The sequence below is a fragment of the Mycobacterium cajalii genome, assembly GCF_045809005.2.
GTDB lineage: Bacteria > Actinomycetota > Actinomycetes > Mycobacteriales > Mycobacteriaceae > Mycobacterium.
Map to the genome: position 1 here is coordinate 1,063,736 of NZ_CM141436.1, position 16,755 is coordinate 1,080,490.

General features: G+C 69.4%; 15 protein-coding genes. 8 read left to right on the forward strand and 7 right to left on the reverse strand.

All coding sequences use genetic code 11. From position 1 onward, the window contains the following. Positions 1-5: 5 nt before the first annotated feature. Together ACJ512_RS05150 and ACJ512_RS05155 are read left to right on the forward strand one after the other, a co-directional pair. Positions 6-1,364, forward strand: a complete 1,359-nt coding sequence (locus tag ACJ512_RS05150) for a xylulokinase (protein ID WP_407688465.1) — start codon at positions 6-8, stop codon at positions 1,362-1,364. Positions 1,365-1,373: 9 nt separating this feature from the next. Continuing rightward, positions 1,374-2,045 (forward strand): GNAT family N-acetyltransferase, encoded by a 672-nt coding sequence (locus tag ACJ512_RS05155; RefSeq protein ID WP_407688466.1) that lies wholly within the window; start codon positions 1,374-1,376, stop codon positions 2,043-2,045. Between the two features lie 325 nt (positions 2,046-2,370). Here the strand turns inward: ACJ512_RS05155 and ACJ512_RS05160 are convergent, their stop codons facing one another. From ACJ512_RS05160 to ACJ512_RS05170, 3 genes are all read right to left on the reverse strand, one after another. After that, positions 2,371-2,586 carry a hypothetical protein gene (locus ACJ512_RS05160; protein WP_407688467.1) on the reverse strand — a complete coding sequence of 72 codons (216 nt, stop codon included), beginning with the start codon at positions 2,584-2,586 and terminating at the stop codon, positions 2,371-2,373. Positions 2,587-2,616: 30 nt separating this feature from the next. Continuing rightward, positions 2,617-5,187 (reverse strand): ADP-ribosyltransferase, encoded by a 2,571-nt coding sequence (locus ACJ512_RS05165; RefSeq protein WP_461479983.1) that lies wholly within the window; start codon positions 5,185-5,187, stop codon positions 2,617-2,619. 141 nt (positions 5,188-5,328) lie between these two features. Next, complete coding sequence (locus ACJ512_RS05170; RefSeq protein WP_407688089.1) at positions 5,329-6,234, reverse strand: class I SAM-dependent methyltransferase; 906 nt, start codon at positions 6,232-6,234, stop codon at positions 5,329-5,331. A gap of 241 nt (positions 6,235-6,475) precedes the next feature. On the opposite strand from ACJ512_RS05170, the gene secY reads away from it, so the two are divergent. From secY to ACJ512_RS05200, 6 genes are all read left to right on the forward strand, one after another. Next, entirely contained in the window at positions 6,476-7,801 is a 1,326-nt protein-coding gene (gene secY, locus ACJ512_RS05175) for a preprotein translocase subunit SecY (RefSeq protein ID WP_407688088.1), read from the forward strand. Beyond that, positions 7,798-8,343 (forward strand): adenylate kinase, encoded by a 546-nt coding sequence (locus ACJ512_RS05180; RefSeq protein ID WP_407688087.1) that lies wholly within the window; start codon positions 7,798-7,800, stop codon positions 8,341-8,343. The genes secY and ACJ512_RS05180 overlap by 4 nt, the downstream gene beginning before the upstream one ends. 19 nt (positions 8,344-8,362) lie before the next feature. Continuing rightward, positions 8,363-9,166, forward strand: a complete 804-nt coding sequence (gene map / locus ACJ512_RS05185) for a type I methionyl aminopeptidase (RefSeq protein ID WP_407688086.1) — start codon at positions 8,363-8,365, stop codon at positions 9,164-9,166. A gap of 66 nt (positions 9,167-9,232) precedes the next feature. Beyond that, the gene (locus ACJ512_RS05190; RefSeq protein ID WP_407688085.1) at positions 9,233-9,772 is read left to right on the forward strand and encodes a sigma-70 family RNA polymerase sigma factor; all 540 of its coding nucleotides are present in this window, start codon (positions 9,233-9,235) and stop codon (positions 9,770-9,772) included. 27 nt (positions 9,773-9,799) lie between these two features. Next, a complete protein-coding gene (locus ACJ512_RS05195) occupies positions 9,800-10,516 on the forward strand; it encodes an anti-sigma factor family protein (RefSeq protein WP_407688084.1) in 717 nt (238 codons plus the stop codon). Positions 10,517-10,535: 19 nt separating this feature from the next. After that, on the forward strand, positions 10,536-11,042 hold the full coding sequence (locus ACJ512_RS05200) for a MarR family transcriptional regulator (RefSeq protein WP_407688083.1): 507 nt from the start codon (positions 10,536-10,538) through the stop codon (positions 11,040-11,042). On the opposite strand, the gene mmsB is transcribed toward ACJ512_RS05200, so the two are convergent. From mmsB to ACJ512_RS05220, 4 genes are all read right to left on the reverse strand, one after another. Then, a complete protein-coding gene (mmsB, locus tag ACJ512_RS05205) occupies positions 11,039-11,929 on the reverse strand; it encodes a 3-hydroxyisobutyrate dehydrogenase (RefSeq protein WP_407688082.1) in 891 nt (296 codons plus the stop codon). The two genes, ACJ512_RS05200 and mmsB, sit on opposite strands and share 4 nt — an antisense overlap. Before the next feature lie 9 nt (positions 11,930-11,938). Further along, on the reverse strand, positions 11,939-13,114 hold the full coding sequence (locus ACJ512_RS05210; protein WP_407688081.1) for an acyl-CoA dehydrogenase family protein: 1,176 nt from the start codon (positions 13,112-13,114) through the stop codon (positions 11,939-11,941). A gap of 13 nt (positions 13,115-13,127) precedes the next feature. Continuing rightward, positions 13,128-14,648 (reverse strand): CoA-acylating methylmalonate-semialdehyde dehydrogenase, encoded by a 1,521-nt coding sequence (locus ACJ512_RS05215; protein WP_407688080.1) that lies wholly within the window; start codon positions 14,646-14,648, stop codon positions 13,128-13,130. Between the two features lie 139 nt (positions 14,649-14,787). Beyond that, positions 14,788-16,659 (reverse strand): PecA family PE domain-processing aspartic protease, encoded by a 1,872-nt coding sequence (locus tag ACJ512_RS05220; protein WP_407688090.1) that lies wholly within the window; start codon positions 16,657-16,659, stop codon positions 14,788-14,790. Positions 16,660-16,755: the final 96 nt, after the last annotated feature.

Below are 16,755 nucleotides of genomic sequence, written 5' to 3' on the forward strand. Positions count from 1 at the left end.
CGCCCGTGTCACGCGAAGCCGTCACAATCGGCATCGATATCGGCAGCACGTCGGTCAAAGCGGTCGCCGCCGACGCCGACGGCCGCGTGACGGCACGGGCGCGCATCGGTCACCGGTTGCGGGTGCCGGCGCCCGACCGGCTCGAGCACGACGCCGACGAGGCGTGGCGGCGGGGCCCGGTGGCGGCGCTGGACCGACTCGGCCGCCGCGACGCCAAGGCGGTCGCCGTTGCGGCGATGGTGCCGTCGCTGACCGCCGTCGACCCCACCGGCGGCCCCGTCACGCCGGGGCTGCTGTACGGGGACGCCCGGGGCCGGGGCCCGGGGACGGCCGAGCAACCGCTGCCCGCGGTGGGTGAGGCGGCGGAGTTCCTGCGCTGGACCGCGGCTGCGGCGCCCGGGGCGGCCGGGTACTGGCCGGCGCCGGCGGTGGCCAATTATGCGTTGGCCGGCGAGGCTGTGATCGACTTCGTCACCGCCGCGACGACATTCCCCCTTTTCGACGGGACCGGCTGGAACGCGGCGACCTGCGCCGAACGCGGAGCGACCGTCGAGCAGATGCCGCGGGTGGAAACCGTCGGAGCTGCGGCCGGCCGGCTGCGCCAGACCGGCGCGGTGCTGGCGACCGGCGCCGTCGACGCCCTGTGCGAACAGATCGTGGCCGGCACCGACCGCGACGGCGACGTGCTGGTGCTGTGCGGCACCACGCTGATCGTGTGGGCGACCGTCGCGGAGGCGAGGCATGTTCCCGGCCTGTGGACGATCCCGCACACGGCCGCGGGCAAGAGCCAGATCGGCGGGGCCAGCAACGCCGGCGGACTGTTCCTGGGGTGGGTGGATCGCGTGCTGGGGCCGGGCGACGCGGCCGCGACCGACCCGCGGCGGGTCCCGGTGTGGTCGCCCTACATCCGGGGGGAGCGCACGCCGTTCCACGATCCGGACCGCCGGGCCGTGCTCGATGGTCTGGACCTGACCCACGACGCCGCCGCGCTGCGCAGGGCCGCCTACGAGGCGTCGGGCTTCGTGGTGCGTCAGCTCATCGAGCTGAGCGGGGCGCCGGTGACGCGCCTCGTCGCCGCGGGCGGCGGCACCCGGGTCGGGCCGTGGATGCAGGCCGTCGCCGACGCCACCGGCCGTGCAGTGCAGGTCTCCGAGGTCGCCGAGGGCGCCGCGCTGGGGGCGGCGTTCCTGGCCCGCATGGCGGCCGGCCTGGAGACGTCGATCGCCGATGCCGCCCGCTGGGCGCGCACCGGGCGCGTCGTCGAGCCCCGGCCCGCGTGGGCGGCGGCGGTCGAGGATCGCTACCACCGGTTCCTCGAGCTGGGAAGCCGACGCTCCGAGGCGCTACCTCCGGCGGCGATCTAATCTGGTGCAATGACCGACCAGGACCGCAAAGCCGCCCGGCGAGAGATCGCAGATGCCCTGTTGAACGCCCTCGAACGACGCCATGAGATAGCCGACGTCGTGGTGGAGTCCGAGGACAAGGCGGCCGCGGTCGGGGCGGTCGCCGCGTTGCTGGGCACCTCGCACGCGGCCGCCGAGGCTGTGATGGGCATGTCGTTCGACCAACTGACCAAAGATTCGCGCCGGAAGATCCTCGCCGAACTCGAAGACCTCAACAAGCAGCTGAGCTTCACCGTCAAGGAACGGCCGGCCAGCTCGGGGGAGAACCTCGAGCTGCGGCCGTTCTCGCCGCAATCGGACCGGGACCTCTTCGCCCTGCGGACCGCGGAGATGGGCGCCGGGGACGGCTCCGGCGGACCGGCCGGCAACCTCGACGACGAGATCAACGCGGCGCTGCGGCGTGTCGACGACGAGGAAGCCGCCTGGTTCGTGGCCGAGGAGGAGGGGGAGAAGGTCGGCATGGTGTTCGGCGAGCTGGTGCGCGGCGAGGTCGACGTGCGGATCTGGATCCACCCCGAGCACCGCAAGAAGGGCTACGGCACCGCGGCGCTGCGCAAGTCGCGTTCGGAGATGGCGTGGTGCTTCCCGGCCGTGCCTATGATCGTCCGCGCGCCGGCCGCCAGACCCGCCGAGACCGCCTGAAGTCGTCGGTGTTCCCCTGCGCGCCGAACGTGGTGGCTGTGGGCGGATTCCCGTGCGTAGCAACCGCGGTCGACGGATATATTCGGCCAAGCGAGTTGACCACGGGCTCGGGCAGGGGATTGCCACAACACTTCCGGGCGCGCGTAGAGGTCTGACGCTCGAGCGTCACAAATGCCACTGAGCGGCGAGTGGCAGCCACTTTTCAACTGATTGCGAGAAAAATTCTCGACGCCCTTAGGCGACGCAATTTTCGGGCCGAAGTGCTCGGACGGCGTACCGTCCCAGAGCGGCCATTGCTGCCGCCGCTGCAACCATCAAACGACGGTTAGCTATGTTTACGCTGGTCGTACTCAGTACCTGAGGTGTCATCCCAAAACTTCGGCGACACCTCGGTGACGCGATCTTCAGGTGTTACGGCATCTACTTTTCGCTGAAATTCGTCAAAGATTTTCCGTGCGTTCGCCAATTCTTCTTCTGTCGGCGGAGTAACACCCGCTTCTTCGGGTGTCGAAAAGATCTTCCCGGCGAGTTCCTTGCTCATCCTAATCTCCCGTCACGTTCAAGAGACCCATCAATTTTGCTCAGCCCGTTCAATCATTTCGATGATGGTCCTGCCCGTTGATGGATCTATCCGTCTGCCTAGAACATAGAATCGCGAGCGAGCGGGAAATAATATCTCCAGCTCGCCTGGGAAAGCCGAAATGGACGAGACATCCCGTCCTGTACTGGAAAGAATCCTGAACTCTACATTCCCGGCAAACGCCGACGACTGTGCCACTGCGGGATTTGTTGTGGTACTCAAGAACGCTTTTTCTGTGATGACTTCGCCGGGTTGGTACTGAGCGAGGACCTCGGGCGGCAGATCTGTGCCCCGGACTACTGGACCGTGATACGGAGGAAGCTTCGCTAGCGCACGATTTACCGCGTCAACACGAGCTTGCTGAGACGCGTCCAATGCACTACTCCTCAGCGCGTCGTTTAGTTCGAGGTAACCCGTTCCAGTGTAGTCCGCGATAGCCGCGAGATCGTCGGAGCTCAAGCTGTCGAGAGCGGTCGGTGGGCCGCCATCAGAAGCGTCGCGATGGTCAGTGGCATCATCATCGGGTTCGCCCAGCTTTCCGCCGTTAGGTTCCCGCACGTGTTGGGCCCCATGTCGCGGGTTGCCGTCGTTGTGTTCGTGCAGACCACGGTCGTGCTGTCCGGGTGGCCTGTCGTCGGGCCGATGCTCGTCACCAAATCCGTGCGGTTCATCGCCGCGTGGTGTGGGCAGTTCGGCGGGGTGACCGCTGGCAGCGGTGAAGTTGGCGGCCGGCGGGCGCGGTGCGGGCGCCGCGGCAACCGGTGCTGGTGCCGCTTCGGCGGGTGCTGGGCCGGGCGGTGCGGGAGCCCCGGCCGGTACGCGTTCGGCCAGCTGCTGCGGAGCCGCCGATGGCAGGCCCCGAGACGTAGCGGCGGGTACCCACTCCGGTTGATGTGGGCGAGCCACCGGTGTAGCCACCGGTTCACGCGTTCCGCTGGCGGGTGAGGGCTCATGCAAAGATCCCGCGGGTGCCGGTGCCGGCTCGTGCGCGCCACCCGCGGGCGGGTGCTCGGCCGGGTGCGGTGGGTGCTCGACGGGCGCCGCGGGCGGTTTGTCGGGCGGCAGTCCGACGGGTTGGCCACCCAGCGGGGCCTCGGCCCGGGGGGTCAGGTCCCGGCTGAGGCCGTCGAGGTCTTTGGTCAGCCCGGAACCGGCTTTGCCGATATCTCCCAACGCGTCGCCGGCGCCGGCGACCCGACCGGCGGCTCCCGCACCGCGCCCGGCTACGCCGGCGACATCGGCGGCCTGACCACCTTCCTCGGCGGCCCGCCCCGCCGCCGCAGCCCCCTTGGCCCCGGCCCCGGCCTCACCGACCCCGGGCACAACCAGCGTCGCGACGTCGAAAAGGTTCTCCCCCAACCCCAATCCCGGCCGATCGCCGCGCCAATCATCCAAATGCAGCAGCGATCTGAACATCTGCTTGTCGGCGTCCACGGCATCCTGTGGGTTGAGGATGTGGTTGAGCAGGCCCGTCCTGGTCATGCCCTTCCAGGCGGGCGCCGCGCCCTCAGGGTCCAGCACAAACCACCGCGGATCCAACCCCTCGATCCCTTTGGCCATCTCGTAGGCGCCCTTGAGGAACCCCTCACCGGTGTTGACCCAGGTGGCGAACGTCGCCGCGACCTGATTGCCGACCTGCTGGCCCAGAAAATGGGTGAACTGGCCGCGCAGGAACCTTTCCATCCCGACCACCAGGCCGTCGATGACCTGCACGCCCTCATCCATCGACTGTTCGAACGCCCGCGCCTCGCGACCCAGATTGTGCAGAACCGCGTTGATGTCCTCGGCGATCCTCTTGACCTCGTCGAACGCCTTGCCCTCCAAGACCAACACCACATCGTGGCCGATATCGGCCAGCGACCCCAGCCGTTGCAACAGGTCCCGGATCGCGTTCTGGGCGTGGCTCACCTCGTCGGCGAACCGGTCGAGGGTCGCGGCCAGCTTCCCGCATTGCGCGCCGACGCTGTTGGCGTGCTCACCGAGCTGCGACAACACCGCACCGATCTGCGCGCCCTCGGGGATCTGCTGCTCACCGACGAGCGCATTGGACGCGCCCAGCGCACCCTGCACCCCGCCGATCGCCGCCCCGAAACTACGCCAACACCCCGCCGCGGCATACAACGCGCCCACATCGGCGTCGGGCCACACGTCATCGACGAACGCCTGCACCAGCGCCCACCACGGCGGCGGCGGCTGCCCCGGACCCAGGGTCCCCGGCGGCCCGGGCGCGGCGATCGTGACCGGATCCGGCGGCGCCGACAGCACCCCGGCACCCCCACCCAGTGTCGACGCCGCCTCGGCCCGCGAGTAGTTCGACGCCGAAAGCTCGATCTTGGCCCCGTTGAACCGGCACGCGTTGACCACGGCCGCGGCCGCGCTCACCAGCGACTCGGCCGCGCACTGATACGCCAACCCGAACACCGTCCCGGCATGATCGTGCCCGGTGTTGGCCGCAAACCCACCCGTGAGCACCGTGAGATTGGCGGCCAGACCGTCGCCGGCGCCCACCACGGCGGCGCCCGCAGCAGACAACACCGCAGGGTCCACCGCCAACCCAGTCACGCGCGGAATTCTCGCCCAGCCCGCCCGCCGGCGCTAATCACCCAAGGACCGCGCCGCCAAGTTAGCCCTCACGAACAAAACAGCACAACTCACCCATCAACAACCCGACCAGCGCCTCCGACGCCGCCGGGCGTCGGTGGTTCAGCGCAGCGCCGCGGTGACGGCGACGATGTTGCGGAGCTGTGATTCCTCGTCGTCGGGGTAGACGAGGCCGTAATCGGCGAAGAGCTCACGCCGGGGCCGGGTGCTGACCTGCCAGCCCGCGCCGGTCAGGTAATCGACGACGTCGCTGCGCTCGCCGTCGAAAAACAGTCCCGACAAGTCGATGTCGCAGCCGACTTTGGCCCACCGCTCGTTGAACTGCCGCGCGCGTTCGCTCATCGTCCGGCCCGAATCCCCATGGAATTCGGTGGCCAGCCTGCTTCCGGGGGCGCTGAGCCCGGTGATGTTGTCGAACAGCCGGTCCTGGGCTTCGGGCGGAAGGTACATCAGCAGGCCCTCGGCGCTCCAGGACGTCGGCCGGGTCGTGTCGAAGCCGGCGTCGCGCAGCGCGGCCGGCCAGTCTTCCCGCAGGTCGACGCTGGCGGTTCGCCGGTCCGCGGTCGGGGCGGCGCCCAAGTCCGACATCGCGGTGCTCTTGAAGTCGACGACCTTGGGCTGATCGACCTCGTACACCACGCTGTCCGGCGGCCAACTGAGCCGGTAGGCGCGCGCGTCGAGACCGGCGGCCAGGATCACCGACTGACGGATGCCGTCGCGCGCCGCGTTGAGGAAGAAGTCGTCGAAGAAGCGGGTGCGTACCGCGATCGAATCGGTCTCCAGCTGCAGGTCCCGCTCGCCGTCCTCGTCCGCATCGGGGACCACCTCGCCGTCGACCAGGCGGCGGAAGAAGTCGAGCCCGACCGCCCGGACCAGAGGCGCCGCGAACGGGTCGTCGATGATCGGGTTGGTCGCTTCGCTGGCCAGGGCGCGGGCCGCCGCGACCATCGTGGCCGTGGCGCCGACGCTCGAGGCCAGGTCCCAGCTGTCTTGATCACTGCGCGTCATGGTGCTCCATTCCTCCCGGTGCTCACGCCAGGAACGCCGGCTGCCGGTACTTAGCGAGTATAAAGAGTTGTCCCGGTTTTGCGCTTTGCCGCAGGCACAACGGCCCGCTAACGAAACTGTGCAGATCAGCTGTTAGTCTCGTACACGATTTGACGCGCTGTAGATAAGGTCGGCCGTACGTCCTGGCCTGCGGGTGTTGGGCGCGTGACCAGGATGACCCTCGGCTGCGCAGGAGGATAGAGTGCTTTCGGCTTTCATCTCGTCGCTGCGGACAGTCGACCTGAGACGGAAGATTCTCTTCACCCTCGGCATCCTTCTGCTCTACCGGCTCGGTGCCGCGCTGCCGTCACCCGGCGTCAACTACCCCAACGTGCAGCAGTGCATCAAAGAGGCCACCGGCGGCGAGGCCGGGCAGATCTACTCGCTGATCAACCTGTTCTCCGGCGGGGCGCTGCTCAAGCTCACCGTGTTCGCGGTGGGCGTGATGCCCTACATCACGGCCAGCATCATCGTGCAACTGCTCACGGTGGTGATCCCGCGCTTCGAGGAGCTGCGCAAGGAAGGCCAGTCCGGCCAGGCCAAGATGACCCAGTACACCCGCTACCTGGCGATCGCGCTGGCCGTCCTGCAGGCCACCAGCATCGTGGCGCTGGCGGCCAACGGCGGGCTGCTGCAGGGCTGCTCGCTGGACATCATCGCCGACCAGAGCATCTTCACCCTGGTCGTCATCGTGCTGGTGATGACGGGCGGGGCGGCGCTGGTGATGTGGATGGGCGAGCTGATCACCGAACGCGGGATCGGCAACGGCATGTCGCTGCTGATCTTCGTGGGCATCGCCGCGCGCATCCCGTCCGAGGGCAAGACCATCCTGGACAGCCGCGGAGGGGTCATCTTCACCGCGGTCCTGGTCGCCGCGCTGGCCATCATCGTGGGCGTGGTGTTCGTCGAGCAGGGACAGCGCCGGATCCCGGTGCAGTACGCCAAGCGCATGGTGGGCCGGCGCATGTATGGCGGCACCTCCACCTATCTGCCGCTCAAGGTCAACCAGGCCGGCGTCATCCCGGTCATCTTCGCGTCGTCGCTGATCTACATCCCGCACCTGGTCACCCAGCTGATCCGCAGCGGCAGCGGCGGCATGGGCAACAGCTGGTGGGACAAGTTCGTCAGCACCTACCTGTCCGACCCGAGCGACCCCGTCTACATCGCCATCTACTTCGGGCTGATCATCTTCTTCACGTACTTCTACGTGTCGATCACCTTCAACCCCGACGAGCGCGCCGACGAGATGAAGAAGTTCGGCGGCTTCATCCCCGGCATCCGTCCGGGTAAGCCCACCGCCGACTACCTGCGCTACGTCCTGAGCAGGATCACGCTGCCGGGCTCGATCTATCTGGGCGCGATCGCGGTGCTGCCCAACCTGTTCCTGCAGATCGGCAACGGCGGGGCGGTGCAAAACCTGCCGTTCGGCGGTACGGCCGTTCTGATCATGATCGGCGTCGGATTGGATACGGTCAAACAAATCGAGAGTCAGCTCATGCAGCGCAACTACGAAGGGTTCCTCAAGTGAGACTCGTTTTGCTGGGGCCGCCGGGGGCGGGCAAGGGCACGCAGGCCGAGAAGCTCGCTCAGAAGCTGGGAATCCCGCAGATCTCGACCGGTGACCTGTTCCGGCGCAACATCGGCGAGGGCACCGAACTCGGCCTGGAGGCCAAGCGGTACCTGGACGCCGGCGACCTGGTGCCCGCCGAGCTGACCAACCAACTCGTCGACAACCGGCTCGACGACCCGGACGCCGCCGACGGGTTCATCCTGGACGGGTATCCGCGCTCGCTCGAGCAGGCCAAGGCGCTGCACGAGATGCTCGAACGGCGCGGCACCGACATCGACGCGGTGCTCGAGTTCCGGGTGTCGCAGGACGAGTTGCTGCAGCGGCTCAAGGCGCGCGGCCGTGCCGACGACACCGACGACGTCATCCTGAACCGGATGAAGGTGTACCGCGAGGAAACCGCGCCTCTGCTGGAGTACTACCGCGACCAACTCAAGACCGTCGACGCCGTCGGCTCGATGGACGAGGTGTTCGCCCGCGCGCTGCAAGCCCTCGGCAAATAGCGAACCCGGGCGAGGAACCATGACACCGCTGGCACGACTGCGCAGTCGCCGGGTCGTGCCGCAGCGCAGTGCCGCCGAACTGGACGCGATGGCCGCGGCGGGCGCCGTCGTCGCCGCCGCGCTGCACGCCGTCCGCGCGGCAGCGGTCCCCGGGGCATCGACGCTGAGTCTCGACGAGATCGCCGACTCGGTGATCCGCGACGCCGGGGCCACGCCGTCGTTCCTGGGTTACCACGGCTACCCGGCGTCGATCTGCGCGTCGGTCAACGACCGGGTCGTCCACGGCATCCCGTCGGCCGCCGAAGTCCTCGCCCCCGGGGACCTGGTGTCCATCGACTGCGGGGCTGTGCTGGCCGGCTGGCACGGGGACGCCGCGATCACCTTCGGGGTGGGCCCGCTGCGGCCCGCCGACGAGGCGCTCTCGGCGGCGACCCGGGAATCGCTGGAGGCCGGGATCGCCGCGATGGTCGTCGGCAACCGGTTGACCGACGTCGCCCACGCGATCGAGACGGGCACCCGCGCGGCCGAGCGTCGCTACGGGCGCCGGTTCGGGATCGTGGAGGGCTACGGGGGCCACGGCATCGGCCGGCAGATGCACATGGATCCGTTCCTGCCCAACGAGGGAGCCCCCGGCCGGGGCCCCATGCTGGCGCCCGGTTCGGTGCTGGCCATCGAACCGATGCTGACGCTCGGCACGGGCAAGACGGTGGTGCTCGACGACGAGTGGACGGTGACCACCTCCGACGGCTCGCGCGCGGCGCACTGGGAGCACACGGTCGCCGCCACCGACGACGGCCCGCGCATCCTCACGTTGCCTGCGTGAGACCTGCATGAGGCCCGCGTGAACTAACCGCTCCGGCGGCTCGTGTCACTGGGCGGAGGTGATCGGGTGGCTCGAGTTGCTGGCACTGGGGCGGCGGCGGCCGAGGCCGCGCTGATGAGGGCGATCTACGACGAGCACGCCGCGGTGCTGTGGCGCTACGCGCTGCGGCTGACCGGGGACGCGAGCCACGCCGAGGACGTCGTCCAGGAAACTCTGCTGCGGGCGTGGCAGCATCCGGAGATCATCGGGGATGCCGACCGCTCGGCGCGGGCCTGGATGTTCACCGTCGCCCGCAACATGATCATCGACGACCGGCGCAGCGCCCGGTTCCGCCACGTGGTCGCCTCCACCGACGACGTGGGAGCGCCCGAGCAGTCGACACCCGACGAGGTGAACGCGGCGTTGGACCGGTTGTTGATCGCCGACGCGATGGCCCAGTTGTCCGCCGAGCACCGAGCCGTGATCCAGAGGTCGTACTACCGCGGCTGGACCACCGTGCAGATCGCCGCCGACCTGGAGATCGCCGAGGGCACGGTCAAGTCGCGCCTGCACTACGCGGTGCGGGCGCTGCGCCTCACGCTGCAGGAACTCGGGGTCACCCGATAAGTCATGACGAACAGGGAGAGTGATGAGATGAACGCTCGGCCAGGGGACATCGGCCCGCCCGATGACCGCTACGCGATGTGGGATGCCGCCTACGTGCTGGGATCGCTGTGCGCCGCCGAGCGCCGCGAATTCGAGGCGCACATGGCCGGCTGCCGGCCGTGCCGGGACGCCGTCGCCGACCTGAGCGGCGTGCCGGCCCTGCTTTCCCGGCTGGATCGCGAGGAGGTGGCCGCGCTCGGCGAGTCGGGCCCGTTGGCGACCCCGGAGGTGTCCCCGGCGCTGCTGCCCTCGCTGCTGGCTGCGGTGCGCTTCCGGCGACGCCGCACGCGCGTGGCGACGTGGGCGGCCGCCTCGGCCGCGGCCGTCGTGCTGGCGGTCGGCGTGTTCGTCGGCGTGCACGGTCATTCGGCGGCGCCCCCGCCGCAGGCCAGTGCGTCGTCCCAGCCGATGGCGCAGGTCGGCACCACCCTGCTCACCTCGACGGTGCAGGTCAGCCGCCGACACTGGGGAACCTCCATCAACCTCGACTGCGTGTGCCTGGCCCCGCTGACCGCACACCACGACACGCTGGCGATGGTGGTGGTGGGCCGCGACGGCAGCCAGACCCGCCTGGCGACCTGGGTGGCCGTCCCCGGACACACCGCGACGCCGGCCGGCAGCATCTCGACTCCGGTCGACCAGATCGCCGCCGTGCAGGTGGTTTCCGCCGACAACGGGCAGGTCCTGCTGCAGCACTCGCTGTAGACGCGGTAAGAAAGGGGGCGTGACCGCCTCGAGACCGCCCAAACGGGACCCGATCGCCGCGGCACGGGCCAACTGGGAGCGCGCCGGCTGGGGCCACGTGGCGCCGGGCATGGTCGCGGTGACCTCGGTGATGCGCGCGCACCAGATCCTGCTGGCCCGCGTCGAGAACGCGTTGCGCCCCTACGACCTGAGCTTCTCGCGCTACGAGCTGCTGCGGCTGCTGGCGTTCAGCCGCACCGGGGCGCTGCCGATCACCAAGGCGTCCGACCGGCTGCAGGTCCACGTCACCAGCGTGACCCACGCGATCCGCCGACTGGAGGCCGACGGGCTGGTTCAGCGGGTGCCGCACCCGACCGACGGGCGCACCACGCTGGTCCAGATCACCGAGCTGGGCCGCTCCACGGTCGAGGACGCCACCGTCACGCTCAACGAGCAGGTGTTCGCCGAGATCGGCATGGACGCCGAGGCGTCGCAGGCGCTGGTGGCGGCGATCGAGACGTTGCGCCGCAACGCCGGCGATTTCTAGCCGCGCAGCATTTCGATCACCGCGCTGAAATCCTCGTCGGCGTGGGAGGCGTCGGACGCGATGAACTCGGCGTAGATCTCGGCGGCGTGACTGCCCAGCGGGGCCGCCGAACCGGTCGAGGCCACCGCCTCCATCGCCAGGCCCAGGTCCTTGTTCATCAACGCGGTCGCGAACCCGGGCCGGAAGTCGTTGTTGGCCGGCGAGGTCGGCACGGGGCCCGGCACCGGGCAGTTGGTGTGCACCGCCCAGCAGTTGCCGGTCGCGCCGGTGATGACGTCGAACAGCGACTGCGCCGACAGCCCGAGCTTCTCGGCCAGCACGAACGCCTCGCCGATCGCGATCTGCTGCACGGCCAGCACCATGTTGTTGCACACTTTGGCGGCCTGCCCCGCGCCGGCGGCGCCGCAGTGAATGACCTTGCCCGCCATCGGTTCCAGCACCGGGCGCGCCCGCTGCAGCGCGGACTCCTCACCGCCCACCATGAACGCCAGGGTCCCCGCCGCGGCGCCCTTCACCCCACCCGAAACCGGGGCGTCCAACTGGACCACCCCGTGCGATTCCGCCAGCGCGTGGACCTCCCGCGCGTCGTTGACCGAGATCGTGGAGCTGTCGATGAACAGCGCACCGGCCCGCGCGACCGGTAGTACCTCGGCGTAGCAGCGCTTGACCACCTCGCCGGTGGGCAGCATGGTGACGACGACGTCGGCCCCGGCGACCGCGTCGGCGGCGCTGTCGAACACCGCCACGCCGTTCGAGGCCGCCGCCGTCGCCGATGCGGGCACCGGATCGAACCCGCGCACGGTGTGGCCGGCGGCAACGAGATTCGCCGACATGGGTCCGCCCATGTGGCCCAGTCCCAGGAACGCGACGCTGGAAACGTTGGTCATGGCGCCTTTCTACGCGGTGGCCCGGAACCGCGCGGCCTCGGCCCGCCCGACGACCACCCGCATGATCTCGTTGGTCCCCTCCAGGATCCGGTGCACGCGCAAATCACGCACGATCTTCTCCAGCCCGTACTCGCGCAGGTAGCCGTAGCCGCCGTGCAGCTGCAGGGCCTTGTCGGCGACCTCGTAGCACGCATCGGTGACGTAGCGCTTGGCCATCGCGCACAGCTCCACCTTGTCGGCGTCGTCGGCGTCCAGGGCGGTTGCCGCCCGCCACAACAGCAGTCGCGACGTCTGCAACGCGGTGGCCATGTCGGCCAGGGTGAAGCGGATGGTCGGCTCGTCGATCAGGGCGGAGCCGAACGCCTGCCGTTCGCGCACGTAGGCGCCCGCCTTGTCGAAGGCGGCCTGGGCGCCGCCGAGCGAGCATGCCGCGATGTTGAGGCGGCCGCCGTTGAGGCCGTTCATCGCGATGCCGAAGCCGGTTCCCTCGCCGTCGGCGCCGCCGAGCATCGCGTCGGCCGGCACCCGCACCCCGTCCAGGATCACCTGCGCGGTGGGCTGGGCGTGCCAGCCCATCTTCTCCTCCGGCGCGCCGAAACTCAGCCCCGCAGAGCCCTTTTCGACGATGAAGGTGGAGATGCCGCGGGAGCCCGGATTTTCTGGGCCGCCCGTCCTGGCCATCACCACATAGACGTCGGAGGCGCCCGCGCCGGAGATGAACTGTTTGACGCCGTCGAGGACGTAATCGCCCCCCTGCTTGACGGCGCGGGTGCTCAGCGCGCCGGCGTCGGAACCGACACCCGGCTCGGTCAGGCAGTAGCTGGCGATGACGTCCATCGACGCCAGCCGCGGAACCCAGATCTTGCGTTGTTCTTCGGTGCCGTAGCAGTCGATCATCCACGCGCACATGTTGTGGATGGACAGGAACGCGGCGGTCGTCGGGTCTGCGACGGCAAGCTGCTCGAAGATGCGGACCCCGTCGAGGCGGTGCAGCCCGCTGCCGCCCACGTCGTCGCGACAGTAGATGGCCGCCATGCCGAGATCGGCGGCCTCGCGCAGCACGTCGATCGGAAAGTGCTGGGCGGCATCCCATTCCAGGGCGTGCGGGGCGAGGCGTTTGGCGGCGAACGCGGCGGCCGTTTCGGTGATCACCCGTTCGTCGTCGTTCAGCGCGAAGAGTTCCATGGACTCAAGCGCCCTAATCCATTGTCGGGATGACGAATTCGGCGCCGTCTTTGATGCCGGACGGCCACCGCGACGTGACCGTCTTGACCTTGGTGTAGAACTGGATCGACGCCGGGCCGTGCTGGTTGAGGTCGCCGAAGCCGGAGCGCTTCCAGCCGCCGAAGGTGTGGTAGGCCACCGGAACCGGGATCGGCACGTTGACCCCCACCATGCCCACCTGCACGCGGGAGACGAAGTCGCGGGCGGAGTCGCCGTCGCGGGTGAAGATCGCCACGCCGTTGCCGTACTCGTGCGCCGACGGAAGCGCCAGCGCCTCTTCGTAGGTCTTGGCCCGGACCATGCACAGCACGGGCCCGAAGATCTCGTCGGTGTAGATCGACATGTCGGGGGTGACGTGGTCGAACAGCGTCGGGCCGATGAAGAATCCGCCCTCGAGGCTGGCGTCCCCGAACGTCATGTCGTCGCTGGCCCGCTCCCGGCCGTCGACGACGAGCTCGGCGCCGGCGGCCACGCCCTGGCCGATGTAGTCGCGCACCCGCGCCAGCGCGGCCTCGGTGACCAGCGGCCCGTAGTCGGCCTTGGGGTCCAGGCAGTGGCCCACCCGCAGGTTGTTGATCCGCTCGACGAGGCGGGCGCGCAACCGCTCCGCGGTCTGATCGCCGACCGGAACCGCGACGCTGATCGCCATGCAGCGCTCGCCGGCGCTGCCGTAGCCGGCGCCGATCAGCGCGTCGACGGCCTGGTCGAGGTCCGCGTCGGGCATCACGATCATGTGGTTCTTGGCGCCGCCGAAGCATTGCGACCGCTTCCCGGTGGCCGCAGCAGTCGAGTAGATGTACTGGGCGATGTCGGAGCTGCCGACGAATCCGACGGCCTGGATGTCGGGGTGGTGCAGGATGGCGTCGACGGCCTCCTTGTCGCCGTGCACCACCTGGAACACACCCGGCGGCAGGCCGGCTTCTCCGAACAGCTCGCCCAGGCGCAGCGGGACCGACGGGTCGCGCTCGCTGGGCTTGAGCACGAACGCATTTCCGCAGGCCAGCGCCGGGCCGGCCTTCCACAGCGGGATCATCGCCGGGAAGTTGAACGGGGTGATGCCCGCGACGACGCCCAGCGGCTGGCGCAGCGAGTAGACGTCGATGCCCGGACCGGCGCCCTCGCTGTACTCGCCCTTGAGCAGATGGGGTATCCCGATCGCGAACTCGATCACCTCGATGCCGCGCTGGATGTCACCGCGCGCGTCGGGCACGGTCTTGCCGTGCTCGAGCGACAGCAGCTCGGCGAGCTCGTCCATGTGGTCGTTGACCAGCTCGACGAACTTCATCAGCACGCGGGCGCGGCGCTGCGGATTCCAAGCCGCCCAACCCTTTTGGGCTTCGACCGCCGAGGCCACGGCGGCGTCGACGTCGGCCTTGCCGGCCATCGCGACCTGCGCCTGCACCTGTCCGGTGCTGGGGTTGAAGACGTCGGCGGTGCGGGTGGACTGCCCCGTTGTGCGCTTCCCGTCGATGAAGTGGGGGATGGTTGTGGTCATGGGTGTCCTCGGGTACGCGAGAGGGCGGCATTTGATACTAGGACATCCTAGTAAATGCCCACGGTGCTGGCAAGCCGCCCTGGCGCGCGGTGACGCCGTGGGGATCCCCTGCGGCGCTGAAGGCGCCTTCCCCGGGATGTCAGGAAGGGTTGTCGAAGTACATTGTCCCGCCGGTGGGGTTGTAGGAGAGGTAGATCGGCATCTGCAGGAAGGGGGTAGCGCCGGTGTTGAATTGGCCGCCACTCCCGACGGCGGACGTTGCATAGGGCGCAGCGGTGCCCGGGCCGGCCACCTGCGTGTACAGCACAGTCGCGTTACCCCCGTTGACGGCCTCCACGATGATTTTCGTGCCCTCCGGCAGCCGGGTGCCGGGCGCCAGTTGGTTCAGCGGATCCGGGAGCAGGTTGCTCGGGACGGCCCCGGCATGTCCGCCCGTGTCGACGAACGCCCCGGTGGTGCTTTGCAGACTGCCGTCGTTTATCTGCACCAGCAGGTTGTCGGTCTTCGGTGCGCCGGAGACGTTGGCGAAGCTCGACAGCGGGTTGGCGTTGGCGAACTGGAAGTAGTCGCGGGGTTCGTTGATGAGAATGCCCTGATCGAGTTGGGTGGGCAATTGTTGGACGGCGGTGGTGGTGAACGGTGCGCTCAGCGTATTGGCGCCGACACCGACGAGCGTCTCCGGCGCGAGCGGGGTTCCGTTGTGCACCTCGGAGCTGATGACGCCGACCGTCATCGGGCTGGTGAGTACGCCGTGCCCGAAATTCACCGACGCTTGATACGTGGTGTAGGTGACGACCGTCTCGTCGCCCGGCGCGCCGAAGTCGAGGGTGAGATCCTTCGCAATGGGAGCGCCGAGGGAGTTCAGGTTGACGTCCTTCGGGGCGAACAACAGCGCGCTGGACCCGGTATCCACGGTTGCCTGCGAAGTCGGTCCACCGTTCACGGACACCGCCAGTGTCGGGCGGCTGCCATGCATCGTCAGGCTCACGGCGGCTGGACCGCCAGCGGCGCCCGTTGCCCCGGCGTGGCCCAGCCATTGCCCGCTCCCGAGGCCGCCGGTGCCGCCGACACCGGAGACGACGCCGCCGGTGCCGCCCGTACCACCGTTGCCGACCAGGTGCCCGCCGTTGCCGCCGACCCCGCCGTTGCCGAGCGCCCCGCCCATTCCGCCGGCGCCGCCGTCACCGAACCACTGCGCGCTGCCGCCGGTACCGCCGTTCCCGTACGGTCCGCCGATTCCGCCGGTGCCGCCGTTGCCCCACAGCAGACCCCCGTTTCCTCCGGTGCCGCCGACGCCGCCGCTAGCGGTGGTGGTGAACGTTCCGCCCTGACCGCCGGCGCCGCCGGTGCCGAGGAACAGCGCATTGCCGCCGGCGCCGCCGATCCCCGTGGGCCCGCCGAAGCCGCCGGTGCCGCCGTTGCCCCACAGCAACCCCCCGGTTCCGCCGATCCCGCCGGACGCGCCGAACCCGCCCATGCCGCCGGTGCCGCCGGTGCCGAGCAGCCCGGCCGGACCGCCGGCACCGCCGGGGTCGCCGGCGGCCGTGCTGGCGCCGCCGTCGCCACCGTTGCCCCACAGGATCCCGCCGGCTCCGCCCGGCGTCCCCACCCCGTTCGCGGTGGTCGTGCCGTCGGCGCCGTTGCCGATCAGCGGACGCCCCAGCAGCGTGTTGGTCGGCGCATTGATCAGGCCGAGCACGTCTTGTTCGAGGGTTTGCAGTGGCGCCGCGTTGGCGGCCTCGGCGGCCGCATAGGCGCCCGCACCGGCATCGAGGGCCTGCACCAACTGGGTGTGGAACGTCGCGGCCTGCGCGCTGAGTGCCTGATATGACCAGGCGTGCCGGGAGAAGATCGCCGCAATGGCCGTCGACACCTCGTCGCCGCCGGCGGCCAGCAGTCCGGTGGTGGGCGCCGCCGCCACCGCGTGGGCCACGTTGATCGTCGAGCCGAGATTCGCCAAGCCTCTGGCCGCATCGGTCATGGTCTGGGGTGCGGTGAACACGAACGACATCGAAACCTCCACCGGAGCCGGGTTGTTCAGCGGATGCCTGGTGTACGACACGTGCAGAATAGCGGCTCCAAACCGAAAGTCTTTCTTTTCGCTGAC

Excerpts from the sequence above, each read along its gene's own strand:
- ACJ512_RS05155 (WP_407688466.1), top strand. The coding sequence starts at position 1,374 with ATGACCGACCAGGACCGCAAAGCCGCCCGGCGAGAGATCGCAGATGCC.
- map (WP_407688086.1), top strand. The coding sequence starts at position 8,363 with ATGACACCGCTGGCACGACTGCGCAGTCGCCGGGTCGTGCCGCAGCGC.
- ACJ512_RS05215 (WP_407688080.1), bottom strand. The coding sequence starts at position 14,648 with ATGACCACAACCATCCCCCACTTCATCGACGGGAAGCGCACAACGGGG.
- ACJ512_RS05210 (WP_407688081.1), bottom strand. The coding sequence starts at position 13,114 with ATGGAACTCTTCGCGCTGAACGACGACGAACGGGTGATCACCGAAACG.
- ACJ512_RS05195 (WP_407688084.1), top strand. The coding sequence starts at position 9,800 with ATGAACGCTCGGCCAGGGGACATCGGCCCGCCCGATGACCGCTACGCG.
- ACJ512_RS05220 (WP_407688090.1), bottom strand. The coding sequence starts at position 16,659 with ATGTCGTTCGTGTTCACCGCACCCCAGACCATGACCGATGCGGCCAGA.
- ACJ512_RS05160 (WP_407688467.1), bottom strand. The coding sequence starts at position 2,586 with ATGAGCAAGGAACTCGCCGGGAAGATCTTTTCGACACCCGAAGAAGCG.
- mmsB (WP_407688082.1), bottom strand. The coding sequence starts at position 11,929 with ATGACCAACGTTTCCAGCGTCGCGTTCCTGGGACTGGGCCACATGGGC.
- ACJ512_RS05170 (WP_407688089.1), bottom strand. The coding sequence starts at position 6,234 with ATGACGCGCAGTGATCAAGACAGCTGGGACCTGGCCTCGAGCGTCGGC.